This window comes from Sphingomonas dokdonensis (assembly GCF_002197685.1).
GTDB lineage: Bacteria > Pseudomonadota > Alphaproteobacteria > Sphingomonadales > Sphingomonadaceae > Sphingomonas > Sphingomonas dokdonensis.
Genome location: NZ_NBBI01000002.1, coordinates 478,338 through 502,659, shown reverse-complemented (window position 1 = coordinate 502,659; position 24,322 = coordinate 478,338). Strand labels below are relative to the sequence as shown.

Genomic DNA, 24,322 nt, shown 5'->3' with positions numbered 1-24,322 from the left:
TTGCGTACAGCCGTGTGCACCCGCGCTGTCAAGGAACCGCAGCGCCCGCGCCCGCCGGCATGTTGCGCCACTGCTGCCGCGCGGCGCGTTGCACCAGCGCCAGATCCACCAGCCAGCCCAGCGCCATCGCCGCGATCGTCCAGACCGGCGCGAACAAGGCGAGCGTCACCGCCACCGCACCGACGTTCACCAGCGACGACCAGATCACGGCGCGCGCAAGCTGGCGATAGCCGCCCGCCGCCTGCACCATGATGTTGGCGGGCACCTGCATCAGTATCAGCAGGGTGACCGACATCCATGACACGGCCGCCGCGCTCACGATCCCGAGATCGTAATCCACCGGAAAGACCAGATGTGGGGCGAACCGCAAAATTCCCACCGCCAGCACGACCGCCCCCAGCCAGGCGAGCATCAGCACGCCAAAGAACAGCCGCATCGTTCGCCGCAGCTCGTCATGCGCACTAGCAGCGACCAATTGCGCCATCTGCGGTCGCTCATATTCCCCAAGGGCGTTCTGCACGACGTTCAACGGGCGCAGCAGCAGCGCGGCGGCGGCGAGCGGCGCCATCGCCGCCGCGCCGGCGGTAAGCGTCACCAGATAGACGTGCGTGTTCGCCGCAGCCTCCGATCCCACCACGCCAAGCAGCGCCCAGCGCGACTGGCTGCGCCATGTCTCGCGGTACGATCGCCAGGCACGCCGCGTCGGCGGAACGATGAGGCAGGAGAGGTAAGGCGCGCCGAACGCGACGAGGCTGCCCGCCGCGCCGATCGCCAGGGCACCGTAACAGGCTGTCTCGGGCTGAAGCCGCAAGCCATAGGCGCCGCCGCCAAAGGCGAGCAGCGTCAGCGCGCCATAGCTCAGGTCGGAAATGGCGGGGGCAGCCGGACGGTCATGCGCATAGGCCCATGCCCGGCCGACCCAGCGCAGGATCATCAACCCTGTATAGCCACCATAGCAAAGCGCCGCGGGTACCGGCAGCGTCATCGCACTGGCCAGGAGGCCAAAGCACAAGGTGGCGAAGGCGGCCGCCACACCGGTGGCGGAGAGGATCGCTGCACCCGCCTGTGCCCGGTCCTGCGCCGACGGTGCGGAGATCGTCTGCAACGGCGCCCCAAACAACGCCATGGCAAGCGCAACGGTGAACTGGGCGGCGACGAACAAAAAGGTGAACGTGCCGAATGCCGCCGGTGTTTCGAGCCGCAGCATCGCAAAGGACAGCAGGAAATGCGTGCCGGCGAGCACCACCGGCCCCAGCCCGGCGATCAGGTAACGACGGACACGTAGGCGATACCAATGGCCGGATCCGTTCAATGCGTCGCGCGCCACCGATGCTCCCCATGCGACCCGGCAAGCTGCGGTTCGTGACGAAAGCGGCCGCCGGGGGCAAGCGCTTTAGCAACAAAGCGTAACCGACACGGTGTTGCAGATACCGCCCATTTGACGCAAGTCGGCCCGGCGGCAGGGGCACCGCCATTAGTTGAGGCAGGGACAAGGACGAATGGCGCGGCGTTTCATCGTTCACGTGGGCGCGCCCAAGACAGGCACGTCGGCGTTCCAGGAATGGGCCGTGCGCAATCGGTCGGCCTTGCTGGATGCTGGCTTCCTTTATCCGGAAGCCGGCGCCACGCGGCTCGGCAACCATGCCGCGATGGTGAGCGCGCTCGGCGGCGCGATCGAGGACGAGCAGCGATCCGCGCACTTGCTGCGCGTGTTCGACCGCGAGCTTCGTGCACATCCGGACGCCGCCGTGATCCTGTCGGCCGAGCTGATGACGACGCTCAAGTTCATGCCCAACATGACCCGGCTAAATCGGGCGCTCGGCCACCACAGCGCGGATGCGACGGTGGTGCTGGTGGTGCGCGATCAGGTGGAATGGCGGAACTCGTGCTTCGCCCAGGCGCGCGAGATGCTGACCCCGTTGCCGCGATTCAACAAATACGTGAACGTCGGCAAGCATGGCCCGCGCGGCGGCAATTGGGATTTCCTGGAGCAGCGCTATCGCCGCGCCGGGTTCCGCTTCGAGACCATCGCCTTCGACAAGCGGGTGCGCGAAATCGGCATCGTTGCCGCGCTCACCGCCTTGCCATCGCTCAGCGACCTTGCGTCGGTCGCCCAAGAGGAACGCGTGGAAGCCAACCCGACCGCCAGCGCCCTGGCGCTGCTGGCCGCCGAACAGGTGCGCGCAGCGGTTGCCGGTCCGACCGGAGCTATGGATTCGCTGCTTCGGCAGCGTCTTGCCGCGCTCGTCAGGAAACATGCGACCGACCTTCCGCCGACGCGCTTCAACGGCTTTACCGAGGCGATGGCTGACGAGATGCGCGGCATCTTCCGCGAGAGCAACGAGGTGTTCGCCCAACGACATTTCGGCACATCGTGGCAGACGCTGTTCCCACCCAAGGCGATCGATCACGTCTCCCCCGACATCATCGACGACCTCACGCCCGCCGAGCAGGATCAGGTCCGCGCCGTCGCTGGACGAGCGGTGATCGAGGCGCTGGAAACGGGGCTGATCCGCATCGCGCCAGAACCCTTGCCTGGCTGACCCCAAGTGCCGACCTCAAATGCCGACCCCAAGTGCTGCGCCCAGTGCTGACCTCTGAACGGAGCTGAACGATGCTGGTAGAAGACACGTCCGCAATCGCGGATCTGCTCGCCTGCCCGGTTTGCCGCGGCCCGCTGCGCAAGAGCGCCGGCGAGCAACTGCGCTGCGAAACGCCCGACTGCGTTCATCATCAGGCGCCTTACCCGCGCCTTGGCGGCAAGGACGTGTTGATCGACTTCGATCACAGCGTCCTCGACCGCGAGACGACGCTGGCGAGCGGCGCCAGCAGCGTGGTCGGGCGTGGTCGCTGGCGAGTGCTGCTCAGCCGCGTGATCGACGGGTCTAACCGCTATGCGTCCATGCTCGCGCAGATGATGGTGGAGGGCGTACAACAGCCCACTGCCCCACGCCGCCCGGTGATCGTGGTCGTGGGCGCTGGCGAGATCGGCGTCGGGTCGGAGCCGCTATACGAGAGCCCGGACGTCGACGTGATCTCGTTCGACATCTACGCCTCGCCCAACGTCACCTTTGTGGCGGACGCCCACGCGATCCCGCTGCAGGACGGCGTGGCCGATGCCGTCTGGCTGCAAGGCATGCTCGAACTGGTGGTCGATCCCCGGCAGGTGGTCGCCGAGGCGAGCCGCGTGCTGAAGCCCGATGGGCTGATGTTCACCGACACCGCCTTTATGTGGCCGGTGTGCGAACAGGCGTACGATTTCAATCGCTGGTCGCCGAGTGGGCTGCGCTGGCTGTTCCGCGACTTCGATGTGCTGGCAGCCGGGCAATCAACCGGTCCGGGAACGATGACGGTGCTTGCGATCCGCTATCTACTTCAGGCGTTGCTGCGGAGCACCAAATTGGGGCAAATCGCCGCCTTCCCGTTCGTCTGGATCAGGCTGCTGGATTATCTTTGTGGCGATCGACGATCGCTCGACGCCTCGGTGGGTAATTTCATCTTTGGCCGCAAGCGCATGGCGCCGATCGGGATCGATGATCTGCTATCTTATTATGGCGAGCAGCCTGCGTTCAAACGCGTCATGCGATCCCTGGCACGTGACCTAAACGCTCGCCGGGCGCTCCTCGATCAAGATCGCCAACGACCGATCAAATAAACGCAAGAACGATCAGAAGCCAGAGCAGCGCCGCCAAGCCGAGCCATATTCCCAGGTTAGCGGTTTCCAACGCACGTTCCGAGGTAATGCGGGCTGGGGAAAATAGACGATCGTCGCGCGAGTGTGACAGCGCGAACCGAACCTGCTTCTTCCTATCAGCCACTTAGATCGATCCGCCTCGTATCCGACCCGACTCAGGGCGATTCCTTCGAAGCAGCTTGCGACGCCACCATCCTCGCCCATCAAACTACCGGTGCGATCGCCAGAATAGGCGGCCTAACAGGCCCACGACTGTTAAGCCGCAGCCTCTCCTCCAACTATCTGGGTTTGCACCCTAGTTATGAAGTCAAGACGCTTGCGCTGAAAGATTGTTCCATTGCTGCTCAAAACCGCGCGCCACCACGCTTTCGGACGATCCTCAATTTACGCGTTTCGCGCTTGACCAACCGTCGACGCGCCGTAATGCAAGTGTTCAGCAAGGACAGGCGCTAGCCCGGGGGGGGGCACGGCAGAAAAAGCCAACGCTTAAAACATGCTAATTTGGGGGATTTAGCAACAGGGGGGGCATGCTTTTCCATGTCCGAGATGTTTTCATCACGCGATTGGCTGACGCCGATCGAGAGTGACACGGCCCCCAGCCAGGGTCGGCGTGCCATGCGGATGCGCTTCTACGTGGCGCTCTTGATGGGTGACATTGTGGCGCTTGGCACCGGCTTCGCGATCGGCCGCTCGATCGGCGACCTGCGGGGCCTGCCGCCAGAAAGTTTCGGCCTGCTCGCGGCCGTCATGCCGATCTATCTTCTGATGGGATCACGCGCTTACACCGCCACCACGCTTGAGCGGTGGCGCGCGTCCGCAGGCATCGCCTTTGCGCAGCTGCTGACGGCATTTCTGGTGACGATCTTCGTGGCCTTTCTGCTGAAGGAGGTGTCACCAATCTCCCGGCTGAGCACCGCCCTGAGCTTTATTTTCTCGGCCGTGTTCCTGCTGCTTATCCGCGGCGTTATCGGGATGGTCAGCGATCGGGTATTCCGGGGCGCGGCGCTCAGCCGGATGCTGATCATCGATGGCGTGAACATCCCGCTGCCCAGCGGATTGAAGATCGTGTCGAGCGAACCCGTGGATTCGACCGAGACGACGATCCACCCGCTCGCGCTCGACCGGCTTGCGCGCCAGCTAAAGGGCATCGACGAGGTTTATGTCGCCTGCCCGCCGACCCGACGTGCCAACTGGGCCACCGTATTGAAAGGCACCAGCGTCGAGGCGCAATTGCTGATCCCCGAACTTGATACGATCGGCGTGATCGGGAACAAGCATTTCGCCGGGATTGCCTCCGTACTTGTCTCGGCAGGGGGGTTGAAGCTGCGGGATCGCTTGCTGAAGCGCTTGCTTGATCTGCTCATCGCGGTGCCGACGCTGATCTTCCTGGCACCGCTCCTGCTCGTGGTCGCGCTGATCATCAAGCTCGACAGCCGTGGCCCGGTGTTCTTCGTTCAGAAACGCGTGGGCAAGGGCAATCACCTGTTCGCCATGTACAAGTTTCGCAGCATGCGCTCGACAGATTGCGACAGCGACGGCAATGTCTCCACCCGGCGCGACGACGCACGCATCACACGCGTCGGCAAGTTCATCCGCGCGACCAGCATCGACGAACTGCCGCAGCTGCTCAACATTTTGAAAGGCGACATGAGCTTCGTCGGCCCTCGCCCGCATGCGATCGGCTCGCTCGCCGGGGACAAATTGTTCTGGGAAGTCGATCAGCGCTACCACCATCGGCATGCCTGCAAGCCAGGCCTCACCGGCCTGGCACAGGTGCGCGGCTTCCGTGGCGCGACGCACCGCCGCGAGGATCTGGTGAACCGGCTGGACGCCGATCTGGAATATGTGAACGGCTGGAGCCTGATGCGCGACGTCGCCATCCTGTTCGCCACCTTGCGCGTGGTGGTGCACCGCAACGCCTTCTGAACGGCTGTTCAGTAATCGAGCAAAAGCTGCTCGGCGATGCGCCCCCAGTCGAGACGCTGCGCGGCCGTATGAGCGGCGCCATCGCATAGTTGCCGGCACAATGACGGATCGTCCGCTGCGTGGGCCAGTGCGGCCGCCAGCGCCGCCGGATCGTCGGGCGGCACCAGCAACCCATTGGTGCCCTGCTCGACGAGATCGACCAATCCGCCGACTTGTGTCGCGATCACGAACCTACCATTGGAGAAGGCCGCTGCCAGCACGCCGCTTTGGCTGGCCTCCTTGTACGGCAGCAGGACGCAACTTGCCGCGCCGATGCGGTTGATGAGCGATCGGGCGGGCACGAACATGTTGGTAACGATGGTGCCCGGCAGTTGGCTGAGGCGCGGTTCGAGGCGATCGAGCTCCGGGCCGTTGCCGGCGATGTCGATTGCGAGCGGCCGCCCCTCTCCCGCTAGGATCTCGAGCGCGGCCGCCAGCGTATCCAGCCCCTTATACGCCTCCATTCGGCCGAACATCAGTGCCCGGAAGTCCGGCGGCGTGGGATTGCGCGTCGGCGGTGGCAACAGGATGCCATGCTCGGTCAGCCGGACACGCGGGTCGGGCGTTTCGCTGCGCAGATAGGCCCGTTGATATTGCGCCACACAGGCGGGACCGTGCAGGAACAGCCGGTCGACGCGCCGCCGGGTGAAGCGGCGCAGGGCAGCCAAGCGCGCGGCGACACCTGCGTCGCGGCCGGCATGCGGCACCGGATCATGGATGGTCACCGCCGTGCGGGTGGCCCGGCGCGCCGCGATGACGCTTGCCGCCGCAAACCCGGCCTTGATGAAGCCGGACGGCTCCTGCCAGTGGAGCACATCGGGACGAAATCGGCGAAGGTCGGCCAGAAGGCGGACCAACTCGGCCGGGATGGCAAAGCTGTTGTGGCTAAGCTGCAATCGTGGGTGGCTCGGCATGTCGCGGTCGGCGAACTCCGTCGCCAGCACACTCGTGTCGATCACCAGCAGCACCTCGGCACGGTCGGCGAGCGCGGCGGACAGCCGAAGGGCATATTCCTCGAAGTGAGGCGCAACCATCAGGATACGGTGCGGGCTGGCGCTCAACGCGTGCGCTCCTGTCGCCGGTGGCGGGTTGCCATGGTGGCATCGGCCGCGGCGATCACCTGCTCGGCACAGCTTCGCCAACCATAAGCAGCGCGTACCGAAAGCGCCGCCGCCCTGCCCTGCGCTCGCAAAGCGTCAACCGACTGAGCGGCGATCCACGCGGCGGCGTCTTCCGCGCTGCTGTCTTGCGCAACATAGCCGCCGTGCCAACCGACCATCGAGCGCGCGCCGGCCATTTCGCCCACCACGGCCATCGCTCCCATCGCCATGGCCTCCAGCACGATTAACGGGAAGCTATCGAGCGTCGAGAGATGCGCCAGCACGTCTGCTTCGCCGAGAAAACGGATGAGATCGTGTTCGTCCACCCACTCGATCAACTCGATCGATTGGCGGAGGGCAGCGGCGTCGATCGCGATCCGCAATGCCGCAGCAGTCTGCGGATCGGCACGACCGATGATCCGAGCCGAGACGTCAATGCCCCTGTCCCGCAGCGCGGCACAGAGCGCCACGGTGCGAAAGGTGCCCTTGCCCTCCGACAGCCGCCCGGCATGCACCAGGCGCAGCGTCGTCCCGTGCCGCTCCGGCAGCGGTGCCGCGAGGCTTGCCGGCGGAAGGAACGTGCGCAGCAGCGATTGGGGAACATGCCGCGGCAGGGCGATCTCCGCCTCTTGACCGTCGAACAGCAGGGCAAGCCGATCCGCACCGGTCAGGAGCGCGGCACAGGCACGCCACAGCGCCGGCACGCGCTGCAACCGGGCATTGGCGCCCAGATGCGGCGTCACCATCACCGGCAACCCGAGTGCGCGCGCCTGCCAGACATAAGCGAGGTCGGCCATGGCGCTCCATTGCAGCCAGACCAAATCGACCTTTTCGCGCGCGAGCCGCGGCAAGACCGACAGGCGTCGCGCGGCACGGGGCAGTTGCCGCGGCTTGAGATAGGCGGTGTCGGTGGTTTCCCATGTTGCGGTCCAGCGCGTCTGCGTGGCATTCACCGCCTCGGTCGCGCGCGTGCAAAAGGATTCCAGGCCGCCCCAATGCGCACGCGAGCCGCCAAGCACCACCATGCGCCGCTGGGCAGCCTTCTCCACGTGCCCGCCCGGGCTCAGCGGCGTTGGCTCAGCGGCAGGCTGACCCGGGGGCCGCGCCCACCCGCGACGTCGCTGGCGCTCGCCATCCAGAGCCACGCGAGCGCGATCAGGAGAAATACCTGGCTGAGCGCATCGCGGTCGAACAACATGGATTCAGTCAGGTTATGGCCGAGGCAGAAGACGAACGCGGCAGCGGCCAATGGCCGGACCGGGTGATCGCCGCCACGCAGCAAGCGCTGGGTCGGCCAGACCAAGGTCGCAAACAGCACGAGCAAGGTGCCCGGCAGACCGATCTGCACCAGGAGGTCGAGATAGCCGTTATGCCCCTGGCTGATCTCCGTCACCCAGCCCTTGGCATATTGGAAGATCGGCCCGGTCGGTCCGAGATCCCAGAACGATCCATAGCCGGCGCCGAACAGCGGATAATCCGCGTAGAAGCGGATCAGCGCGGTCCAGATCTGCGTCCGGCCGGTAAAGCCAGCGGGATCGGTCAGCATGTCGAGATAAGGCGTATTGTCGACCGCCATGCTGACGAACAGAAGCGCCGGGATCGCCAGCAGCACCCATGCCAGCCCGCTTGGCGCCAGCCGCTCTCGGCCCTTGCTCTGCGCAAGCCAGGCAAATAGCGCACCGATCGCGAGGCTCACGACGACCATGATCTGCGACGTTTCGGAGTCTGACAGGTAAAGAAAGATGGCGCTCGCCACGATCACGCCCAACCGCAACCCGATCTGGATCCGCTCGGCATAAAAGGCGAACAGCAGGATCGTCATGGCGCAGGTAAGGCCGGCATAATTCTTCTGAATCATGATGCCGCGCCAGTCGCCTGTCAGATCGCTTTCGAAGCCGTTCGCGTTGATCGGATGTACACCTATCGCAGGGTTCGTCAGCGCGACCACGAAGTTCGCCGCCAGCGTCAGCACCAGAACGCCCCGCACCAGCAGGATCGAGCGCTCAAGATCGAGCTTTCGCACCAGTGCAAAGGTCGACCAGAGAACCAGCGACGTCAGCACCAGCCGCCGAAGGCCAATCGACGGCTCGATCGCCCACCCAAGGCTGATCCAGCACCAGCCAAGCGCAAGCAGCAGCGGCCACGGCACCACCAGCAGCCGCTCGGGTCGCCGCCACGGCTCCAGGGCAACAAGCGCCGCAAAGGAGATCAGCAGATAGCCGCCCATGCGAATCTGGCTTTGCAGGCCAGTATTTTCGCTCGTCATCGACGGGCCAAGAATGGTGAGCACCAGCAGCGCGACAAAGCCGGCATTGGCGATCCAGTCGGTCCAGCCTGCCGCCTCCGCGGTGCGCGCGTTGAGCGGCTTGCGGCGGCGCCGCGCCAGCGTCGGGGCGGCGGGTTCCGGCGGTCGAACGGCGTCAGACAAGACGTGAGCCCTTTGCGTCGAACAAACGGTGCTGTTCCCCGATGAAGCCGGCGACGGCGCGGCGCAAGCGGTCTCGCTCGGGCAGGTCGCTGATCGGCTCGGGCGCGGGCAGCGGCGCGCCGACGAGTGCGGCCAGTTCCGCCTCGTCGTTTGCGCAGTGAATGCCGGGGCGGCCGCGCAGCGCGCGCACGGTTGCGAGCTGGTGATCGTTGCGATGTTCGTCGAGCGCGCCCAGGCGCGGAAACAGGATCAAAGGCTTGCGATGCTTTTGCGCCATCACGATCGTGCCGATGCCGGCGTGCGAGACGATGCGCGAGCATTGTTCGATCAGTCGTTCGAACTCGATCGGCCCGACGACCTGCTGCGCGCGCATGTGCACCGGCCGATACGAGCCGCGTCCCGTTTGCGCGAAAACGTCCTCGTCCAACGACGGCGCGAGCCGATCCATGATGCGGACGAAGCGGTCAAACGGCAATTGGGTCCCGACCGTCACCAGGATCACAGAAGCGCACCCTCATAGGCGCGACCCGGCGATTGAAGGTGCTGCCATTGCGTGTACCAGCGCGTCGCGAACGGACGGGCCAGCGCGCCGCTGAGCGACGGACGATCGGACGCGGCGATGCTGTCGATCCAGACAGTGCGCGCACCCAGGAGCCGCCCGACAATAAGGCAGAACAGGCCCGGCAACGCGCCCGTCGTCACCACCACATGCGGGCGCAGGCGCCACACCAGGCGAACAGACGCGAGCAGCGCCGCCAACGCGCGGCGCGGCTCGTCACGATTGGCATCGGGCAGCAGGTGGACGCCCACCACCCCGTCGCGCATGGCGAGTTCGTGATTGGTGGTGGCGAAGATGACGTGATCGCCCGGCAGTGCCGGCCGCAAGAGCATCAACTCCTCCCAATGACCGCCGCCCGAAGCAATCGCGAGAACCGTAAACTGGGATGATCGCTTACTTGGCACCGACCGTACTTATGCCCCCGACCGGCGCCCGATGCACCCACATGATAGCCACTTCCGCCGATTGTTCAGCGGCAGACCAGACAATCGCTGGGTACGCGAGCATCCCCGCTATCGCAAGCGCAGGCGGATCGATAGCCGATGGAATAGTCGCTGAAACAGGCAATTGGCAGCGGCGCTTTCGAGACTGCCGACAAGACACTATGCAGTGAGAAAGCGCGGGGGCCGAGCGATGCAGTTTATGAAGGACTTCTGGCGCTGCGGGATCATTGCCGACGACGTCCGGCATCTGGCGCGCGCCGGCACGCTCGATCGCGCTGCGGTCCACTGGCTGCCCAACTGCGATCCGCTGCATTATTACGCCGATCCCTTCGGGCTCTGGCGCGACGAACGGCTATACCTGTTCCTCGAGAGCTTCAGCTATCGCCGCGGGATCGGCCATATCGACGTGCTTGTGCTCGACACCGATCTCGCGATCATGGAACGGCAGGTGGCGTTGCAAGAGCCATGGCACCTTTCCTACCCGTTCGTCTTCGAAGCCGACGGCGAGACCTGGCTGTTGCCCGAGGCACATGAATCCGGTTCATTGTGGCTTTATCGCGCCAACAGCTTTCCGCTCGGATGGAAGCGTGCGCACCAGATCGTCCTCGACCACGTGCCGCTCGACGCGTCGCTGATCCGGCATGAGGGCACGTGGTGGCTGTTCTATGCCCCCGCCGATCCGCCGGGCGCGCGCCTGACGAGCCTTTGTGCGGCATGGGCCGAGCGACTGGACGGCCCATGGCATCCGCATCCCGCCAATCCGATCCTGGTGGATGCCGGAGGGGCGCGGCCGGGCGGCACGCCGTTCGTCATGGACGGCGCCGTACATCTTCCGATCCAGCGCTGCCACGGCAGCTATGGCAGCGGCCTGCGCCTGCTCCGCTTCGATCGGCTGACCCCAGCGCGTGCGACCGCCACCGTCGTGAGTACATTCGACGCACCGGCTTCGGCGGCGCCGTTCACTGATGGCTGCCACACGCTGTCGGCTGCCGGTGGGGTGACGCTGATCGACACCAAGCAGATGCGCTTTTCCGCCGCCGCGCTGGCCGCCTGGCCGGAGCGTTGGCTCCGGCGCAGGCGTACACCGGGCGATCAGTTCGCCTGATAATAATCCGAATATTGCTTCGAGTAATAATACAGACCGCCGACCGCCTGCGCCGACGGATCGACCTGCGTGTACAGCGCGCCCACCGGGTTGCTGCCGTCGCTGCGCAGCCAGTTGAGCGACGAGATCGCCGCCGAAACCGGCGTGCTGTTCCACTTGATGACCAGCGTCGTGGCGTCTGCCAGTACCGCAAGGAAGCGGCCGTCGGCGAGACCCATCAGCGGCGGCAGATCGAGCACGATATGCTCGTACCGCTCGCGCAGGCCACCCAGCAGCTGCTCCATGCGGCCCTCGCCGAACAGGTTCTCCGCCGAAAAATACGGGCTCAGCACCAGCAACTGATCGAGATTCGGCACATCGCCGGGATGGATCGCCTCGTCGACGCCCGCCTCGCCATGCAGCACCTCCACCAGACCGACTGCCGGCACCGGCGTGCGCACGATCTGGCGCACGGCGGCACGACGGATGTCGCATTCGATCAGCAATGTCTTGGCGCCGGCGGTCGCCAGCGTGCGGGCGAAGGCGACGGCCGAGGTGGTCTTGCCCTCAGCCGGCAGCGACGAGGTAATGGCGATCACCTTGGGCGAACGCGTTCCCTTCACCCCAAGCACGGCGGCGCGCGCGATGCGGTAGGATTCGGCGAACATCGAGGTCGGCCGCTCCAGCATCAGGTCGGCCGGGTTCTGCCCCTTGCCGACCTTGGGCACCACCGCGAGCACCGGAATGCCGAGCTGGTCCTGCACATCCTCGACTGAGCGGAACCCGCCGCTGGTCATTTCCATAACTGCAATCGTCCCCGCACCAGCCGCAAGCGCCACCAGCAGCGACAGCGCATAGAGCAGAGGCTTGTTGGGCGAGGTCGGCCGCGGCTGCGGCTCGGCCCGGTCGACCACCTCGGCCTGCGCGATCGAAAGGCGCGCCGCCTGCGCGCTCTCCAGCGACATCTGCGACATCTTGTCGTAGAGCGCGCGCTTCGCCGCCGCCTCACGCTCGAGGCTGGCCGCGGTGACCGAATCGCGGGCGCTCGTCTCGCGCTCGCGCTCCAGCGAGTTCAGCGACTGACGCAGGCTGTCGGCGCGGGCCTCGGCCGCGGATGCAGCGGCCTGCAACGAACCGACGACGCGGCGCGCCTCGGCGTCGATCTGCGAATCGAGCGCCATCAACTGATCGCGCACGCGAATGCTTTCCGGGTGCCGATCGCCATAGCGCGCCTCGACCTCACCGCGACTGCGCACCACTTCGGCACGCTGGCGACGCAGGTCGGCGATCACCGGCGATCCGAGCACTTCGGAGACGGCATCAAGGCCGCCGCGCGACACCTGCGAGCGCGCCGCCGCGAGCCGTGCCCGCGCGGCCGCTGCGTCGGACTCCGCCGTTGCAAGGCTGCTGGCGAGCGGTGCGACCTGCTGGTCGTTGATCGTGCCAACCGTGCTGTTGGCGACGCTGCTTTCAACGATGCCGGCGCGGGCGCGATAATCCGCTGCGCGTGCTTCCGCCTCGCTCGCCTGCTTGCCAAGCTCGTCCAGCCGCTGCTGGAACCATTCGCTCTGCCGCTCGGCGGTGCCGACCTTGTTGGTGGTGCGGCTCTCGATGTAGCCGTCGGCGAAGGCATTCGCGAGCTTGGCGGCCTTCAGCGAATCGGTCGAGGTGAAGCGCACGTTCAGCACGTAGGTCAGCTTCTCGCGATCGACGTTCAGGTGCGAGAGGACCGCCGCCGCCAGCGCATTCTCGCGCGCCTCGGTGCTGCCCAGATTGGCGTTGTTGTTCACCTCCTCGACGAACTCCGGGTCGGTCGAGAGGCCGTAAGCGCGCACGATCGAGCGGGCGAGATCGAGCGAGCGGATTGCGGTGACTTCCGTCTCGATCGCTTCCGGGGTCAGTTCCGCGCGGGTCGCCTGCGCGTTGTTCGCGAGCGGATTGCGAGAGGGGTCGAGCCGCACCTTGGCCGTCGAAGTATATTTGGGCGTCATGAACGACACGGCGGCGACGCCGAGGATGAAGATGGCGGCCGTTACCGCCGCCATGATCTTCCAACGGCGGCGGACGGTGTCGCGCACCACGCTGATGACGTCGGCCAGGCGCGCCTCATACTCGTCGGCTTCGTGTCTGACTTCCATGCTCGTCTGGCCTCGGTCGTGAGCCCCCAGGGGCCCAAAGGTTGTTACATGTGATAGGTGAGACCTGCCTCGATCCGTCCCTCGCCGGCATTGTTAGTGCCGGCCTGCGCCCCACGCGAGTCCCGCTTGGCGTAGCTCAGCGAGCCCTCCAGCGTCATGCGACGGGAAATCAGGTAACGGGCGCGCGAGGCGAGCCGATAGGTAGAGTTCGTACGGTCTTCGTTGATGAAGTTCTGCAACGCGTATTGACCGTCCGCCGACAGGATCAGATTGTTCAAGAGTTCATAGTCGCCGCCCAGCGTGAGGCGATTATCCCAGAACGGCCGGGGCGTCACGTTGCCGAATGTCGCATCCTCGATCGTGCGGCGTGCACCCGTGCTGATGGTGAAACGCTCGGTCGGGAACAGGTCGACCTGCACTTCCGCGATCACGCCACCGACCGAGTCAAAGCTCGCCGCGCGATAATCGCGGTTGCTGTAACCCACGCCAATCGTGCCGCGTGCGCGCCCGGCGAGGTCGACGTTCAGCCCGACCACCGCGCGCGCCGCATCCGAACTCAGTGCATCGACCCCAACAACGTTGCCGTCAAACGTCGTACCGACGTAGCCAAGTTGGCCGAAGAGCGAGATGCTGGGCGTGCGGGCATATTCGAATTGCCCGGTCAAACGGCTGACGTGGCGGTTGCGGTTTTCCTGGCTCCGCAACGTGCCGTCGCTCAGCCGCACCGGCGCGAAGCGGAAGTCGGCGTAATCAGCGAGCAGGAAGGCGCGCACGCGCCCGCTGGTATATTCCGGCCGAATGGACACAAAGTCCCGGCGAAAGCGCGATAGCGCCGCAACGTTGGAATCGACCTCGCCCGAGAACTGATTCTCGAAACTTTGCGAGGCGCTCGCCTCGCCCGTCACGGTAATGGCACGGCCGAGCTCCACCTCGCCGACGGTGCCAAGATTCCACTGCCGCTCGTTGCGCCGGCTTTCCCCGATGTAGTTGCGTGCCAATCCGGACGCATTGACCTGAAGCGAGTGACGCGACCAGATCGACGCCACCCGCAACGATGGCTCGATCGAGATATAGGGTGCGGCCGTTTCGTTGCGTTGGGTCAGATAGGCGTTGCTGGTTGCCCCGGCGTTCGTTTCCAGCCGCGGAAAAAACATCAGGCCACCGACACGGACGCCGGTGGGCGTGTAATCAGGCCGCGGACGAGAAGCGACGCTGACGTTGCGATCGCGGTTGAAGCCCTGCGGCACCGCGGGCTGCACGACGAGCCCGTCCTGCGCATGTGCGACGACCGGCGCACCCGCCGCCATGACGGCGATCAGCGCCAGCGCCGGGCGCGTGCCCATCGTCAAGAATGTTCCCCGCCGCGTCACCCCCCGCCGGACCTCAGAAGAAGCGCTCGCCGATCCGCACCGTATCCCCCGGATAGACGATCAGCTCAGGCGTCAGGCGATAATTCACCTCGTCCGTTTCACCCTGGCGGCGAATGCGGATGACGTCGCGATTGGCGCGCGGGGTAAAGCCCTTGGCCAATGCCACCGCGTTCATCGCGGTCAGTCCGTTCACATACGGATACTGGCCCGGCGCATCCACCTCGCCAAGAATGTAGAACGGGCGGAAAACCATCACTTCCGCCGCGACGCGCGGATCGCGCAGATAACCGTCGGCGAAGCGCGCCTGCGCATCGCGTGCGATCTCTGACACCGGGCGATCACGCGCGGGCACGCTGCCGATCAGCGGCAGAGAGATCATGCCGTCGGGATTTACCCAGAACTCGCCCGTCAGGCTCGGCTCGTTGAACACGGTAACGCGCACCCGGTCACCGACACCCAGACGATAGTCGCTGACAGCCGATGCCGCAGACGCATAGCGTTCACCCGACGAAATAACAGGCCCCTGCCCCTTTTCGGCACAGGCCGAGAACAGCAAGGTAAGTAGCAGAAGGAACGCCGGGCGCAGCAGCATGGAGCCTCGTGGTAATGGTGACGGCGACAGCCTGATTGGCATGGTCCGGCAACGGACGCAATGTGGCACGGCGATCCGCACCAGTGATGGCTGCCACTAAGCACGCACCCGCAACGCTTAGGCAAACTCAGGCACGACAGGATCAATAATCTTTTGAAATGCGCACGTTGGCGCTCTGCCGCCCCAGCGTGGAAATGCTCGACAGGAGCGAGAGCCAGCGGGTCACCTGGAACTCCACCCGCGTGGCGGAATACCCCTGCCCGTCGGTCACGATCTCTGCGTACAGGCGCCGCGAGATATATTTGCCGGCCGCCACCGAGGTGCCCTGCCCAGTCTGCGGATCGGCCGGCAGGATGCGCAGGCGATCCAGCCCGGCAGCGCGACGTACTGCGTTGATCGGATTGAGGCCGCCGGACCCATCCTGCAAGGCGGCAACCGCGGCGGCCAGTTGCAGCGCCTCGGGCGCGGACAGATTCGTGATGGAGGTGCCGAACAACAGCCGTGAGAGCAGTTCGTCCTGCGGCAGCGCGGGGGTGCTGGCAAAGGTGATCTCCGGCTTCAGCGCCACGCCCGTCACGCGAATGGAGGCGCGCAATCCGGTAGAGTCGGCATTCGCCTCGATATCGAGCGCCGGATTGGCCGGCACCTCGCCGGCGAACCGGATCACCCCGCGTTCCAGCTCGAACTGGCGTCCGGCGAACTCGTAATCGCCGCGGATAAGGTCCGCCCGGCCGGTGATTGCGGGATTGTCGGGTGTGCCGCCGATCGTGAGGTCGGCCGACCATTCGCTGTTCAGCCCCAGGCCGGTGACAAGGAGCTGCTCGCTCGCCTTTGCCTTGATGTCGAGCTGCCACGGTGCGGCCGGGGCGGCGTTGTCATCGATGCCGTCCGGCTGGTTGATCTCGCGTACCGTGATCTTCGGCACGGCGCTGGCGACCGATGCTTGCCCCAGCCGATAGCGGCTGCGGTTCAGCTTGACCGTACCCGAGATGGTGCCGCCCTGGCCGCTCGACTGGAAGCGCAGCGGCCCGGTGACAGTCGCGGCGATGTCGTCGCGGTTGATCATCACTGCGCGGTCCGCGTTCAACTGCAGGTCGAGCCCGATCCCGCCGCGCGCCGCAAAGTCGAACCAGCCGGTGCCGGAAACGCGGCCGTCACGCCCCGCCGCCGCGGCAAAGCTGTCGATCGCGAGGCGCGAGCCGGCGAAGCGCCCTTCCGCCGCAACATCGCGCAGCACGGTGCCCGTCGTGGCGCTCTCGATCCGCGCGCCCGTCGCCTTCACCGAGCCGCGGATCACCGGATCCATCAACGTGCCGCGTACGTCCGCAGCGATCGCCACGGGGCCGGACAGCGCGAACAGCTCCACCCGGCTCAGCCGCCACAACGTGTCGGCGGGGCCGCTGTAGCGCAGTTGCGCAAACAGTGGCGCGCGGGTGAGCCGCGTCGCCAGATCGCCCTCCCCGAGCCGCAGCAGTGCCTGCGCGCGGCCGATCGTCTTGCCACCCTCCGCCGCGATCGCGCGCAACCCGACACGGTCGGCGGTCAGCACGCCGGCCAGCCCCACGTCGATCGGATCGGACGAGGCCAGCAGCCCCGATCGCGTCAGTCCGCGCACCCGCATGTCGATCCGGCCGGTCGGCGCCGCGCCGTCGGCGCTGGTGAAGTTGAGCTTGCCCGAGGCCGCGCCGCCAAGCCCCAGCCCGGGATAGCCGATGTCGAGCACCGCCAGCGGCATGTCGGCGAGCGTCGCCTCGATCGCGTTGCCGGACGGCCCGAACCGGCCGGAGACAGTCCCCGAGCCGCCGGCAAAGGTCACCTTGGTCGGGGCAAGCCGCCAGTCGTCGCCCTCGCGCGTCAGCAGCGCCGGACTCTCCAGCCGCAGGGGGCGACGATCCACGGTGCCCTGCGCGACGATGCTGTAGCGATCGGGCGCAACCTGGATCACGCTTTGCAGATCAAAGGCGCGCCCGCGCGATCCCGCGGCCGAGGCGCGAACCTGCCCCACCCCGTTCCGCAGCGACGCGTTGAACGCGACGCGTGCGATGCTGAGCGCGCCGCGACGCAGCCCATTGCCGTTGAAGGTCGCCTCCACGCTGGTGCCGGCGGGATCGAGCAGCGCCACGAGCTCCAGGCGTCCCTGCCGCACCGTTACCGCGTCGGCGAGGCGCGCCCCGCGCAACTTCAACTGCGCCTCGATCCGCTGCGCCGTGCCGGCGGGGCTGAGCACGACCGCCCCGTCGATGCCGCCGCCGTCCACGGCCAACCGCCCATCGAACCCGGCATCTGTAATGGTGATGAGACCGGCCGCCCGTGTGCCGCTGACGGTCAGGCTACGCACCGCGATCTGCGCGTCGGCGCCGCGCGGCAGCAGGATCTCGCCCGCGCCCTCGAAAGCGCCCAGCCGTGATCGCCCAGCGGCGGTGAAGACGAAGCCGCCCGGATCGGGATCGAGATGCAGCCGCACATCGCGCAGCCCCAATGCATCGTTCGGCCGCTGAAAAACTAGGTCAAGCGTCGGTCGCTCGATCGCGCCGTCGAGCTGGAGCGTCACCGGGCCATAGGTCGCCTGTTGACCCGCGCCGCTGAACACGAAGGTGCCGTCGCGCCGGCGATAGCCGTTGCCCGTCAGGCGGATCGACGGGCCGGTCAGCACCAGGTTGCGGAAGTGGAGGATGCCGTCGGGCGTGCGCTCCAGATCGGTCACGATCCGCGGCAGCCCGCCCGCCAGGCTACGAAAGAAGCCGTTGTCGAGCCGCACCATCTGCGCGGTGCCCGACCCGACCACCCGCGTGCCGCGCCCGCCCGGCCCCGGCACCACCCGCAGCCGCGATTGCACATCGACAACGCCGAGCCCCGGGATGAGATAACGCCCGAGCGCGCCGTTCAGCCCGACCTGATAGTCGCCGGTGCGCAGATCGAGCAGCAGGCTGATCCGCCCCGACAATTTGTCCGAGCGGAGCCGCAGGTCGTCGCCCGTCACCATCGTGGACGTCACCCGCAACACGCCGTCCACCGACAGGTTGCGTAAGATACCGCCCGCCACGTCCCCCACGCCCGTCACGCGCTGCGCCGTGAACCGCGCCGGCAGCACGATCGGCGCCTTGGACAAGCGGCCCTTGCCCGCGATCCGCACCCCCTCGAACCCGGCGGCGTCGAAGGCGAAGCGCGGCGCGAGGATGCGATAGTCGAAAGCGGCGGTCGCAAATGCGCCTTCCAGCACCGCGCGCAGCTCGACGTCGCGCCCAGTCATGTTGGGAAACAAGGCTGCCGGCCGCAGCAGGCGTGCGCGCAGCCGCAGGTTGCGCCAGGCATTGGCGGCAAGGTCGACGCCCCCTGTCGCATCCACCGCCAGGGCAGCCGAGCGGAGCGAGAGATTTCCCTCCAGTCGCCGCTTGGCAAAGGTCGCCGCGCCATTCACCAGCACACGCGGGCTGGTGAGGCGCTGCGCCTTGCCCTTCACCAGATCGCCCGGCGTTACCGCGCCGGTCAGCGTATAGGCGCCCGCGCGGTTGCCGAGCGCCAGGTCGATCACCGGCACGCCGCCCGCGGTTGCGCTGGCCTGCCCCTGCCACGTAGCCCAGCGGCCTGCGCCGCTCACGTCCATCGTGAGCGTCCGGCGAATACCCGTGAGCCGGGCGAGAACGCCGCTCGCCGCGCCCCGCGCGCGCACGTCGATGTCGAAGCGGTCGCGATCGGGCGCCGCATCGATCCGCAGCCGCAGCGCATCGCTGCCCTGCACCAGCGCATCGATCGCCACCATCGCGCGGCCATCACGAATGTCCGCTTTGCCCTTCAGCCGCCCGAAGCGCAGCACGCCCGTGACCCGCGGCGCCACGGTCAGCCGGTCGATCGACAGGTCACCGATTCGGATGTCGAAATCGGGCAGCAGCGGCGAATTTCGGTTCGTCGGACGTGGCCGCGGCAGCTTGGCGAGCATCGCGACCGGGACGTGGAGCGAGCGGATGTCGAGGCGGTTGGAGAGCCAGGCGAACGGCCGCCAGTCGAGTTCGGCGCGCGGCGCGGCGAATACCAGTCCCTCGGAATCGTGCACCCGCACGTCGCGCAGCACCGCCGCGCCGTATAGCGAGCCGTCGATCCGGCCGACGGTGACGTGGATGCCGTTGGCGGGCCGCGCGGCGTTGATCCGCTCGGCCACCCAGCGGTGCCCCACATCGGTGTCGATGATCCACAAGGTGGCGAGCAGCACGCCGGCGATTGCGGCGACGATCCCGGCCAGCAGCCGCCACCAGCGCATCAGAATGCCTGTCCGAGCGACACGTAGACGGCGACACGCGAATCGCCCGGTTGCGGGTTCAACGGCGTGCCGACATCGACACGGATCGGGCCAAAGTTGCTGTAATAGCGCACGCCCACGCCCGCGCCGTAGCGCAGACCGGAGAAGTCGGGCACGCCGGACGTATAGATGTTGCCCGCATCGAAGAACGGCACCACACCGAAATTGCCGAACGCCTTGATCCGGCCTTCGACCGCAAACTCAGCCAGGCTGCGCCCACCGATCGGGTCGTTGTTGGGGTCGCGCGGCCCGATCGACTGATAGCCATAGCCGCGCACGGACGCGCCGCCGCCGGCATAGAAGCGCCGCGACGGCGCGATCGCATCGCGCGGCGCGCCCAGGATCGTGCCGAGCCGCACCCGGCCGGCCAGCACCACGCCGGGCTTGATCGAATAATAGGCGCTGCCGTCGAGCTGCGTACGGGCATAGCCGAACGCTGATCCCTGCAGCGACAGTTCGGGGCTGAGCCGTCCGCCCAGGCGAAAGCCCTTGGTCGGGTTCAGGAGATCGTCCGAGCCGTCATAGGTGAGGCTGGTCGGCGCAGCGGCGATGAAAAAGGTGCGCCGACGCGGCTCCCCGGTCGAGACGATGACGTCGCGCTCGTCAGAGGCGAGCAGTTCCGCGCCGAGCGACCACGTCCAGGTCTTCTGGAAGAAGATGTTGGTCTGCCGTTCGAGACTGCCCGACAGCAGGAAGGTGTTCGCCTCATAGGCATCGCGCTCGGTATGCGTGGCGGCGACCTGTGCGGTGAGCACCCGGTCGCGCCCGCGGAAATTGTTGCGGCGGAAGGTGACGGCGCCAAGTTGTTCCTGCGTGCCGAGCACCGCGCGCAGCGTCACCGCGACTTCGGGCGGAAAGAAGTTGCGATGCGTCCAGCTCGCCTCGACGCGCGCGCCCTCACCCGTGCCATAGCCCAGCTCGCCCGCGATCGTGCGCGGCGGTGCCGGTTCCAGTCGCACGTCGATGTCGACCGTTTCGGGCGTGGTGCCCGGCACCGGCTTCACCTCCGCCACCGAAACGAGGCCGGTCTGGATCAGCGCACGGCGCAGATCGGCGAGCGCCGGCTCGAAAAACGGCTGGCCCGGCGTGAAGCGGGCGATATCCTGGACGTGATCGGCCCCGAACACGCGATTGTTCGGATTGGTGCGGATCTGGCCGAACACGCGCGGCGTGCCGGGATCGACCGCAAGGTCCAGCGTCGCGGTGCGCGCCTCGCGATCCACCGTCACCACCGGATCGCCGACGGTGGCGAAGGGAAAGCCCTGCTCGCCCACCTCGGCACGCAGCTTCGCCTCGCCTGCGACGATCGCGTCGGCGTTCACCGGGTCGTCCGCCTTCACGCCAAAGGCATCGCGCAGCGCCGGCGCCTTGCTCCCCGCCGCCTCTACTCCGGCGATGGTCACGTCCTTCAGGCGATAGATCGGGCCGGGGCTGGCGCCCAGGATCACCATCGGCCGGCCAGCGACGGTTTCGATGCGTGGCTCTACCTCCGCATCATAATAGCCTTCGGCGCGCAGCAGCGTGACCAGCGTCTCGGCATCCTCGCGCGCGCGTCGATCGATCTGCGCCGCATTAGCCGGCTCGGCGTCATTCTGGTCGAGTACGGACAGGTCGGCGAAGCGGCTGCGCAGCAGCGGACTGCCGATCCCGTCCAGCCCCTCGATGCGCCAGCCATAGCGGGTCTCGCCCACCGCGGTTGCGCCCGCCTGCGCGCTGCCCGGCGTTTCGGGCGGCAAGTCGGGCCAATCAACACCGATGTCGGGCATGTCGGCGAGCGGAGCGCCGGCATCCAGCGGCTGCTCGGCATCGGGCACGACCACCTGTTGCGCCGCGACGGGCTGCGCGGCGAGCAACGCGATCAGACCTGCCGCGCCGATCGGCCCGCTCCGCCCGTACATTCCCGCCGCCCTAGGCGCTTGCCGGGCAAGCGGCAATGCCGTGCAAAATCAATGTATCGTGCCGGCGGGCGCGTCCGTCGCAAGCAGCCGCACGAGCCGCTCCACCTGCCGCCAGCGACAGAAATGCACCACGTTGCCGAGCGCGCGGCTGCGATCGGCGCGGATCGCCGCCTCGTCCGCGGCAAAGGCACCGAAGGCGCGAATCAACGAGGATGCGTCCGTCACCAGGTGACGGTCGGCAAGGTAAAGCTGGGACAAGGAAGAACCTGCGATCTGGTGGCCCACCGCCCTAAGCCGTGAACCGCCACCGACCAGTGAACGCCAAGGGTTAATGCCGCAACAAGCGTGAATGGTGGCGCTTTGTGGCGCACCGTGCCAAAGGCTGGGCGCATGTCATCTCCCTCGCAGCGTTCGGATTCCGCCGGCGGCTTCGTGCTTGCCGTGTCGTTGATGATCGGCACGATCATCGGGCTTGTGGCCGGTCAGCCGTCGCTCGGCTTTCTGGCCGGTCTGGTCGTCGGCGCGGCGATCGCGGTCATGATCTGGCTGAAGGGGCGCCGCTGAAGGAGCAGGCGGAGCGGCAGACGTCTGTTAGGCTCAGGGCTGCCGCAGCAATAGCTTGACCCGCCCGATCACTGCCGCCTCGTCCGCGCGGCAGCGGATCGGCGCATAATCCGGATTGTCGCTGAGGAGCAGCAAATCCGCGCCCTCGCGCCGGATCCGCTTCACCAGCAATTCGTCGCCCCGCCGCACCACGAAAATGCCGGTCCGCGTCAGCCGGGTGTCCGCACGATCCACCACCAGCCGGTCGCCGGCGAGGATCGTCGGCTGCATCGAATCACCCGACACATCGATGATCGAGGCATCGCGCGGCGCCACGCCAGCGTCGCGCAGCATCGGCGCGGCAAACGCCTCCCGCCGGATCTCGCGCTCCGTCGCGACGGCAGCGCCTCGGCCCGCTGAGGCGGCGACCGTCAGATACGGCACCGCCACCGTCGCCTCGCGCGCCTCGCCGCCGAGCACCTCTTCGTCCACGCCGAAGAATTGCGCGAGCAGCCGCCGATCACGCTCGGCAAGCGTCCGCGGCGTCCCACGCCGGACGAATTGCTGCAGATAGGCAAGGTTGCGGCCAAGCATCCGCGACAGCTCCGAGAGGCTGATTCCCTGCGCCGCGGCCAATCGCTCCAGCGTCTCGCCAACCGTTTCTGCCATGCCCGTACGATAGTCTAGGAAATTTCCTAGACAAGTTGGAAAAGTTGCGAGAACAAAATGCGAACGATGGGAATCGGGAGCTTGTTCATGTCGCTGCTGGTCAGGATTGATCGCTATCTTCGCCGTACCGGAACGTCGCCCTCCACCTTCGGGCGGCGCGCCGTGAACGATCCGCGCCTGGTGCACGATCTGCGCCGCGGCCGCCGACCGGGGGCACATATCTGCGAGCGGGTGGATGCCATGTTGCAGGAGGCCGAATGATGCGCGGCCCCGGCACGGCGCGTCTGCTGGCACGCGCGCTTTCGGCCTCGGCGGCGCGCAACGGCCTGGTGGTGGCTATTGAGGAACATGGCGCGATGCCGTGGCACAGCGCCACGTTCAGCGGCTATCGCCATGCATTGACGCTCACCGCCACCCCGGCCGGCGCCTTAGCGAACCGGTGGCTGGCGACGATCGGCACGCTGGACGTGCCGCTGCCCGGCGCGTTGCTTGCGGATCTCAGCGTGACGGGCGCGGTGAAGCGGCGGGGAGAATGCTGCGTCGAGGTGGAGGCGCTGACAGTGGCGTACGCCTGACCGGAGAAGATGTGGCCGATCAGCGCCGCGCCATCTGACGCAGCATCAGCAGCGTGTCGGCCAGCGTCTCAGGCTGATCGGCTGGCGCAGGCGTCGGCGATACCGTTTCGGGCTTTGGCGGCGCCTGCCGCTGGCGGGCACCGCGCTCCAGCCGGTCAAGCAGGCTGGACAGCGGCACACCACGATCCCGCGTCGGTGTCTCCAGCGGCGCCGCAGTGACCGGCTCCTCCGCTGCTTTCCCCGTCTCGACCGCAGGCGGCCTGGGCTGATCCCGACGCGCGTCGTCCATGCGGACAAGCTCGGTATCGGGGGTAACAGCGTCAAGCCTTGCCAGCGGCGCGGCCTCGAAAGGCGCCGGGCCGCTTGGCTCCGGCGTGGCTTTCGTTTCGATCGCGGAGGGCGCCGTTGGTGCGAGATCGTGTCGGCTGGCAACCGCGGGCGACAAGCGTGATACCACCGGCACGGGATCGCGCGGTACATCGGGAATTGACACCGGATCGAACGCGGCGAGTGGCTGATCCAGGTCGCGCGGCAGATCCTGCTCGCCGCTGCGATCGCGGAAGAGTGGCTTTGCCGTCACCATCGGCAGCGGTGGGCCGAGATCCTCTTCGGCACGGATCGGTCGGCGCGGCGCGGCGTCGGGATGCGCGTCCGCGCGCCGGATCGTCGGCGCGCGCAACGCGGCGTCAGGGTTGGCCAGCGCGGGCAAGGGCTGCGCGCCGATGCGATAGCCGCGCTGCCGCAGCATCAGCGCCGCGATAACCACGAAAGGAACAAGCGCAATCAGCGCCAGCATTGTTCGGCCAAACGCACCGATTGGCGGCGTTGCGGCCGACAGAATATAGGGCAGCCCCAGCCGCCACATCAGCACGTCGAGCAAGGCTTGCGGCAATGCCGCGATCAACGTCGCCGCCACCACGCCGATGATCAGCAGTGCAGCCGGCACCATGGCTCGCTTCATGTGCGCTGC

The 24,322-nt window shown here is 67.0% G+C and carries 21 protein-coding genes; 7 read left to right on the top strand and 14 right to left on the bottom strand.

Going from position 1 to position 24,322, the window contains the following annotated elements:
- Positions 1 to 28: 28 nt before the first annotated feature.
- Positions 29 to 1,327, bottom strand: a complete 1,299-nt coding sequence (locus SPDO_RS16815; protein WP_158212159.1) for an MATE family efflux transporter — start codon at positions 1,325 to 1,327, stop codon at positions 29 to 31.
- Positions 1,328 to 1,499: 172 nt separating this feature from the next.
- On the opposite strand from SPDO_RS16815, the gene SPDO_RS07245 reads away from it, so the two are divergent.
- The 3 genes from SPDO_RS07245 to SPDO_RS07235 all read left to right on the top strand — a co-directional run bounded on the left by SPDO_RS07245 (position 1,500) and on the right by SPDO_RS07235 (position 5,620).
- Positions 1,500 to 2,543 carry a hypothetical protein gene (locus SPDO_RS07245; protein WP_088366789.1) on the top strand — a complete coding sequence of 348 codons (1,044 nt, stop codon included), beginning with the start codon at positions 1,500 to 1,502 and terminating at the stop codon, positions 2,541 to 2,543.
- Positions 2,544 to 2,614: 71 nt separating this feature from the next.
- Positions 2,615 to 3,655: a class I SAM-dependent methyltransferase gene (locus SPDO_RS07240; protein WP_088366788.1), complete on the top strand. Its 1,041-nt coding sequence runs from the start codon at positions 2,615 to 2,617 to the stop codon at positions 3,653 to 3,655.
- Between the two features lie 576 nt (positions 3,656 to 4,231).
- A complete protein-coding gene (locus tag SPDO_RS07235; protein ID WP_088366787.1) occupies positions 4,232 to 5,620 on the top strand; it encodes a sugar transferase in 1,389 nt (462 codons plus the stop codon).
- 8 nt (positions 5,621 to 5,628) lie between these two features.
- Here SPDO_RS07235 and SPDO_RS07230 read toward each other — a convergent pair whose 3' ends face one another.
- The 5 genes from SPDO_RS07230 to SPDO_RS07210 are packed head-to-tail and all read right to left on the bottom strand — an operon-like array spanning position 5,629 to position 10,078.
- Positions 5,629 to 6,720, bottom strand: a complete 1,092-nt coding sequence (locus SPDO_RS07230; protein ID WP_143559607.1) for a glycosyltransferase family 4 protein — start codon at positions 6,718 to 6,720, stop codon at positions 5,629 to 5,631.
- On the bottom strand, positions 6,717 to 7,808 hold the full coding sequence (locus SPDO_RS07225) for a glycosyltransferase family 4 protein (RefSeq protein ID WP_088366785.1): 1,092 nt from the start codon (positions 7,806 to 7,808) through the stop codon (positions 6,717 to 6,719). Before SPDO_RS07225 ends, SPDO_RS07230 begins: the two co-directional genes overlap by 4 nt.
- 14 nt (positions 7,809 to 7,822) lie before the next feature.
- The gene (locus SPDO_RS07220) at positions 7,823 to 9,187 is read right to left on the bottom strand and encodes an O-antigen ligase family protein (RefSeq protein WP_088366784.1); all 1,365 of its coding nucleotides are present in this window, start codon (positions 9,185 to 9,187) and stop codon (positions 7,823 to 7,825) included.
- Positions 9,180 to 9,689 carry a glycosyltransferase gene (locus tag SPDO_RS07215; RefSeq protein WP_088366783.1) on the bottom strand — a complete coding sequence of 170 codons (510 nt, stop codon included), beginning with the start codon at positions 9,687 to 9,689 and terminating at the stop codon, positions 9,180 to 9,182. The genes SPDO_RS07220 and SPDO_RS07215 overlap by 8 nt, the downstream gene beginning before the upstream one ends.
- Positions 9,686 to 10,078: a glycosyltransferase family protein gene (locus SPDO_RS07210; protein WP_088366782.1), complete on the bottom strand. Its 393-nt coding sequence runs from the start codon at positions 10,076 to 10,078 to the stop codon at positions 9,686 to 9,688. The genes SPDO_RS07215 and SPDO_RS07210 overlap by 4 nt, the downstream gene beginning before the upstream one ends.
- A gap of 310 nt (positions 10,079 to 10,388) precedes the next feature.
- On the opposite strand from SPDO_RS07210, the gene SPDO_RS07205 reads away from it, so the two are divergent.
- Complete coding sequence (locus SPDO_RS07205; protein ID WP_088366781.1) at positions 10,389 to 11,294, top strand: glucosamine inositolphosphorylceramide transferase family protein; 906 nt, start codon at positions 10,389 to 10,391, stop codon at positions 11,292 to 11,294.
- On the opposite strand, the gene SPDO_RS07200 is transcribed toward SPDO_RS07205, so the two are convergent.
- The 6 genes from SPDO_RS07200 to SPDO_RS07175 all read right to left on the bottom strand — a co-directional run bounded on the left by SPDO_RS07200 (position 11,282) and on the right by SPDO_RS07175 (position 21,823).
- Positions 11,282 to 13,411 (bottom strand): GumC family protein, encoded by a 2,130-nt coding sequence (locus SPDO_RS07200; protein ID WP_088366780.1) that lies wholly within the window; start codon positions 13,409 to 13,411, stop codon positions 11,282 to 11,284. The genes SPDO_RS07205 and SPDO_RS07200 overlap by 13 nt on opposite strands.
- Positions 13,412 to 13,455: 44 nt before the next feature.
- Positions 13,456 to 14,754, bottom strand: a complete 1,299-nt coding sequence (locus SPDO_RS07195) for an outer membrane beta-barrel protein (protein WP_088366779.1) — start codon at positions 14,752 to 14,754, stop codon at positions 13,456 to 13,458.
- A 40-nt stretch (positions 14,755 to 14,794) separates the two neighbouring features.
- Positions 14,795 to 15,373, bottom strand: a complete 579-nt coding sequence (locus tag SPDO_RS07190; RefSeq protein ID WP_088366778.1) for a polysaccharide biosynthesis/export family protein — start codon at positions 15,371 to 15,373, stop codon at positions 14,795 to 14,797.
- A 142-nt stretch (positions 15,374 to 15,515) separates the two neighbouring features.
- Positions 15,516 to 19,628 carry a translocation/assembly module TamB domain-containing protein gene (locus SPDO_RS07185; protein ID WP_088366777.1) on the bottom strand — a complete coding sequence of 1,371 codons (4,113 nt, stop codon included), beginning with the start codon at positions 19,626 to 19,628 and terminating at the stop codon, positions 15,516 to 15,518.
- Positions 19,628 to 21,565: an autotransporter assembly complex protein TamA gene (locus SPDO_RS07180; RefSeq protein WP_088366776.1), complete on the bottom strand. Its 1,938-nt coding sequence runs from the start codon at positions 21,563 to 21,565 to the stop codon at positions 19,628 to 19,630. Before SPDO_RS07180 ends, SPDO_RS07185 begins: the two co-directional genes overlap by 1 nt.
- A 48-nt stretch (positions 21,566 to 21,613) precedes the next feature.
- Entirely contained in the window at positions 21,614 to 21,823 is a 210-nt protein-coding gene (locus SPDO_RS07175) for a hypothetical protein (protein ID WP_088367030.1), read from the bottom strand.
- A gap of 132 nt (positions 21,824 to 21,955) precedes the next feature.
- Here SPDO_RS07175 and SPDO_RS16945 point away from each other — a divergent pair, with 132 nt between their 5' ends.
- The gene (locus tag SPDO_RS16945) at positions 21,956 to 22,129 is read left to right on the top strand and encodes a hypothetical protein (protein WP_169716243.1); all 174 of its coding nucleotides are present in this window, start codon (positions 21,956 to 21,958) and stop codon (positions 22,127 to 22,129) included.
- Between the two features lie 33 nt (positions 22,130 to 22,162).
- On the opposite strand, the gene SPDO_RS07170 is transcribed toward SPDO_RS16945, so the two are convergent.
- Positions 22,163 to 22,777: a S24 family peptidase gene (locus tag SPDO_RS07170; protein WP_088366775.1), complete on the bottom strand. Its 615-nt coding sequence runs from the start codon at positions 22,775 to 22,777 to the stop codon at positions 22,163 to 22,165.
- A gap of 87 nt (positions 22,778 to 22,864) precedes the next feature.
- Between SPDO_RS07170 and SPDO_RS16940 the strand changes: the two genes are divergently transcribed.
- Both SPDO_RS16940 and SPDO_RS07165 read left to right on the top strand, forming a co-directional pair.
- On the top strand, positions 22,865 to 23,038 hold the full coding sequence (locus SPDO_RS16940) for a hypothetical protein (RefSeq protein ID WP_169716242.1): 174 nt from the start codon (positions 22,865 to 22,867) through the stop codon (positions 23,036 to 23,038).
- Positions 23,035 to 23,352, top strand: coding sequence for a hypothetical protein (locus tag SPDO_RS07165; RefSeq protein WP_088366774.1), 318 nt, complete (start codon positions 23,035 to 23,037; stop codon positions 23,350 to 23,352). Before SPDO_RS16940 ends, SPDO_RS07165 begins: the two co-directional genes overlap by 4 nt.
- A gap of 19 nt (positions 23,353 to 23,371) precedes the next feature.
- Here the strand turns inward: SPDO_RS07165 and SPDO_RS07160 are convergent, their stop codons facing one another.
- A complete protein-coding gene (locus tag SPDO_RS07160; protein WP_088366773.1) occupies positions 23,372 to 24,313 on the bottom strand; it encodes a hypothetical protein in 942 nt (313 codons plus the stop codon).
- Positions 24,314 to 24,322: the final 9 nt, after the last annotated feature.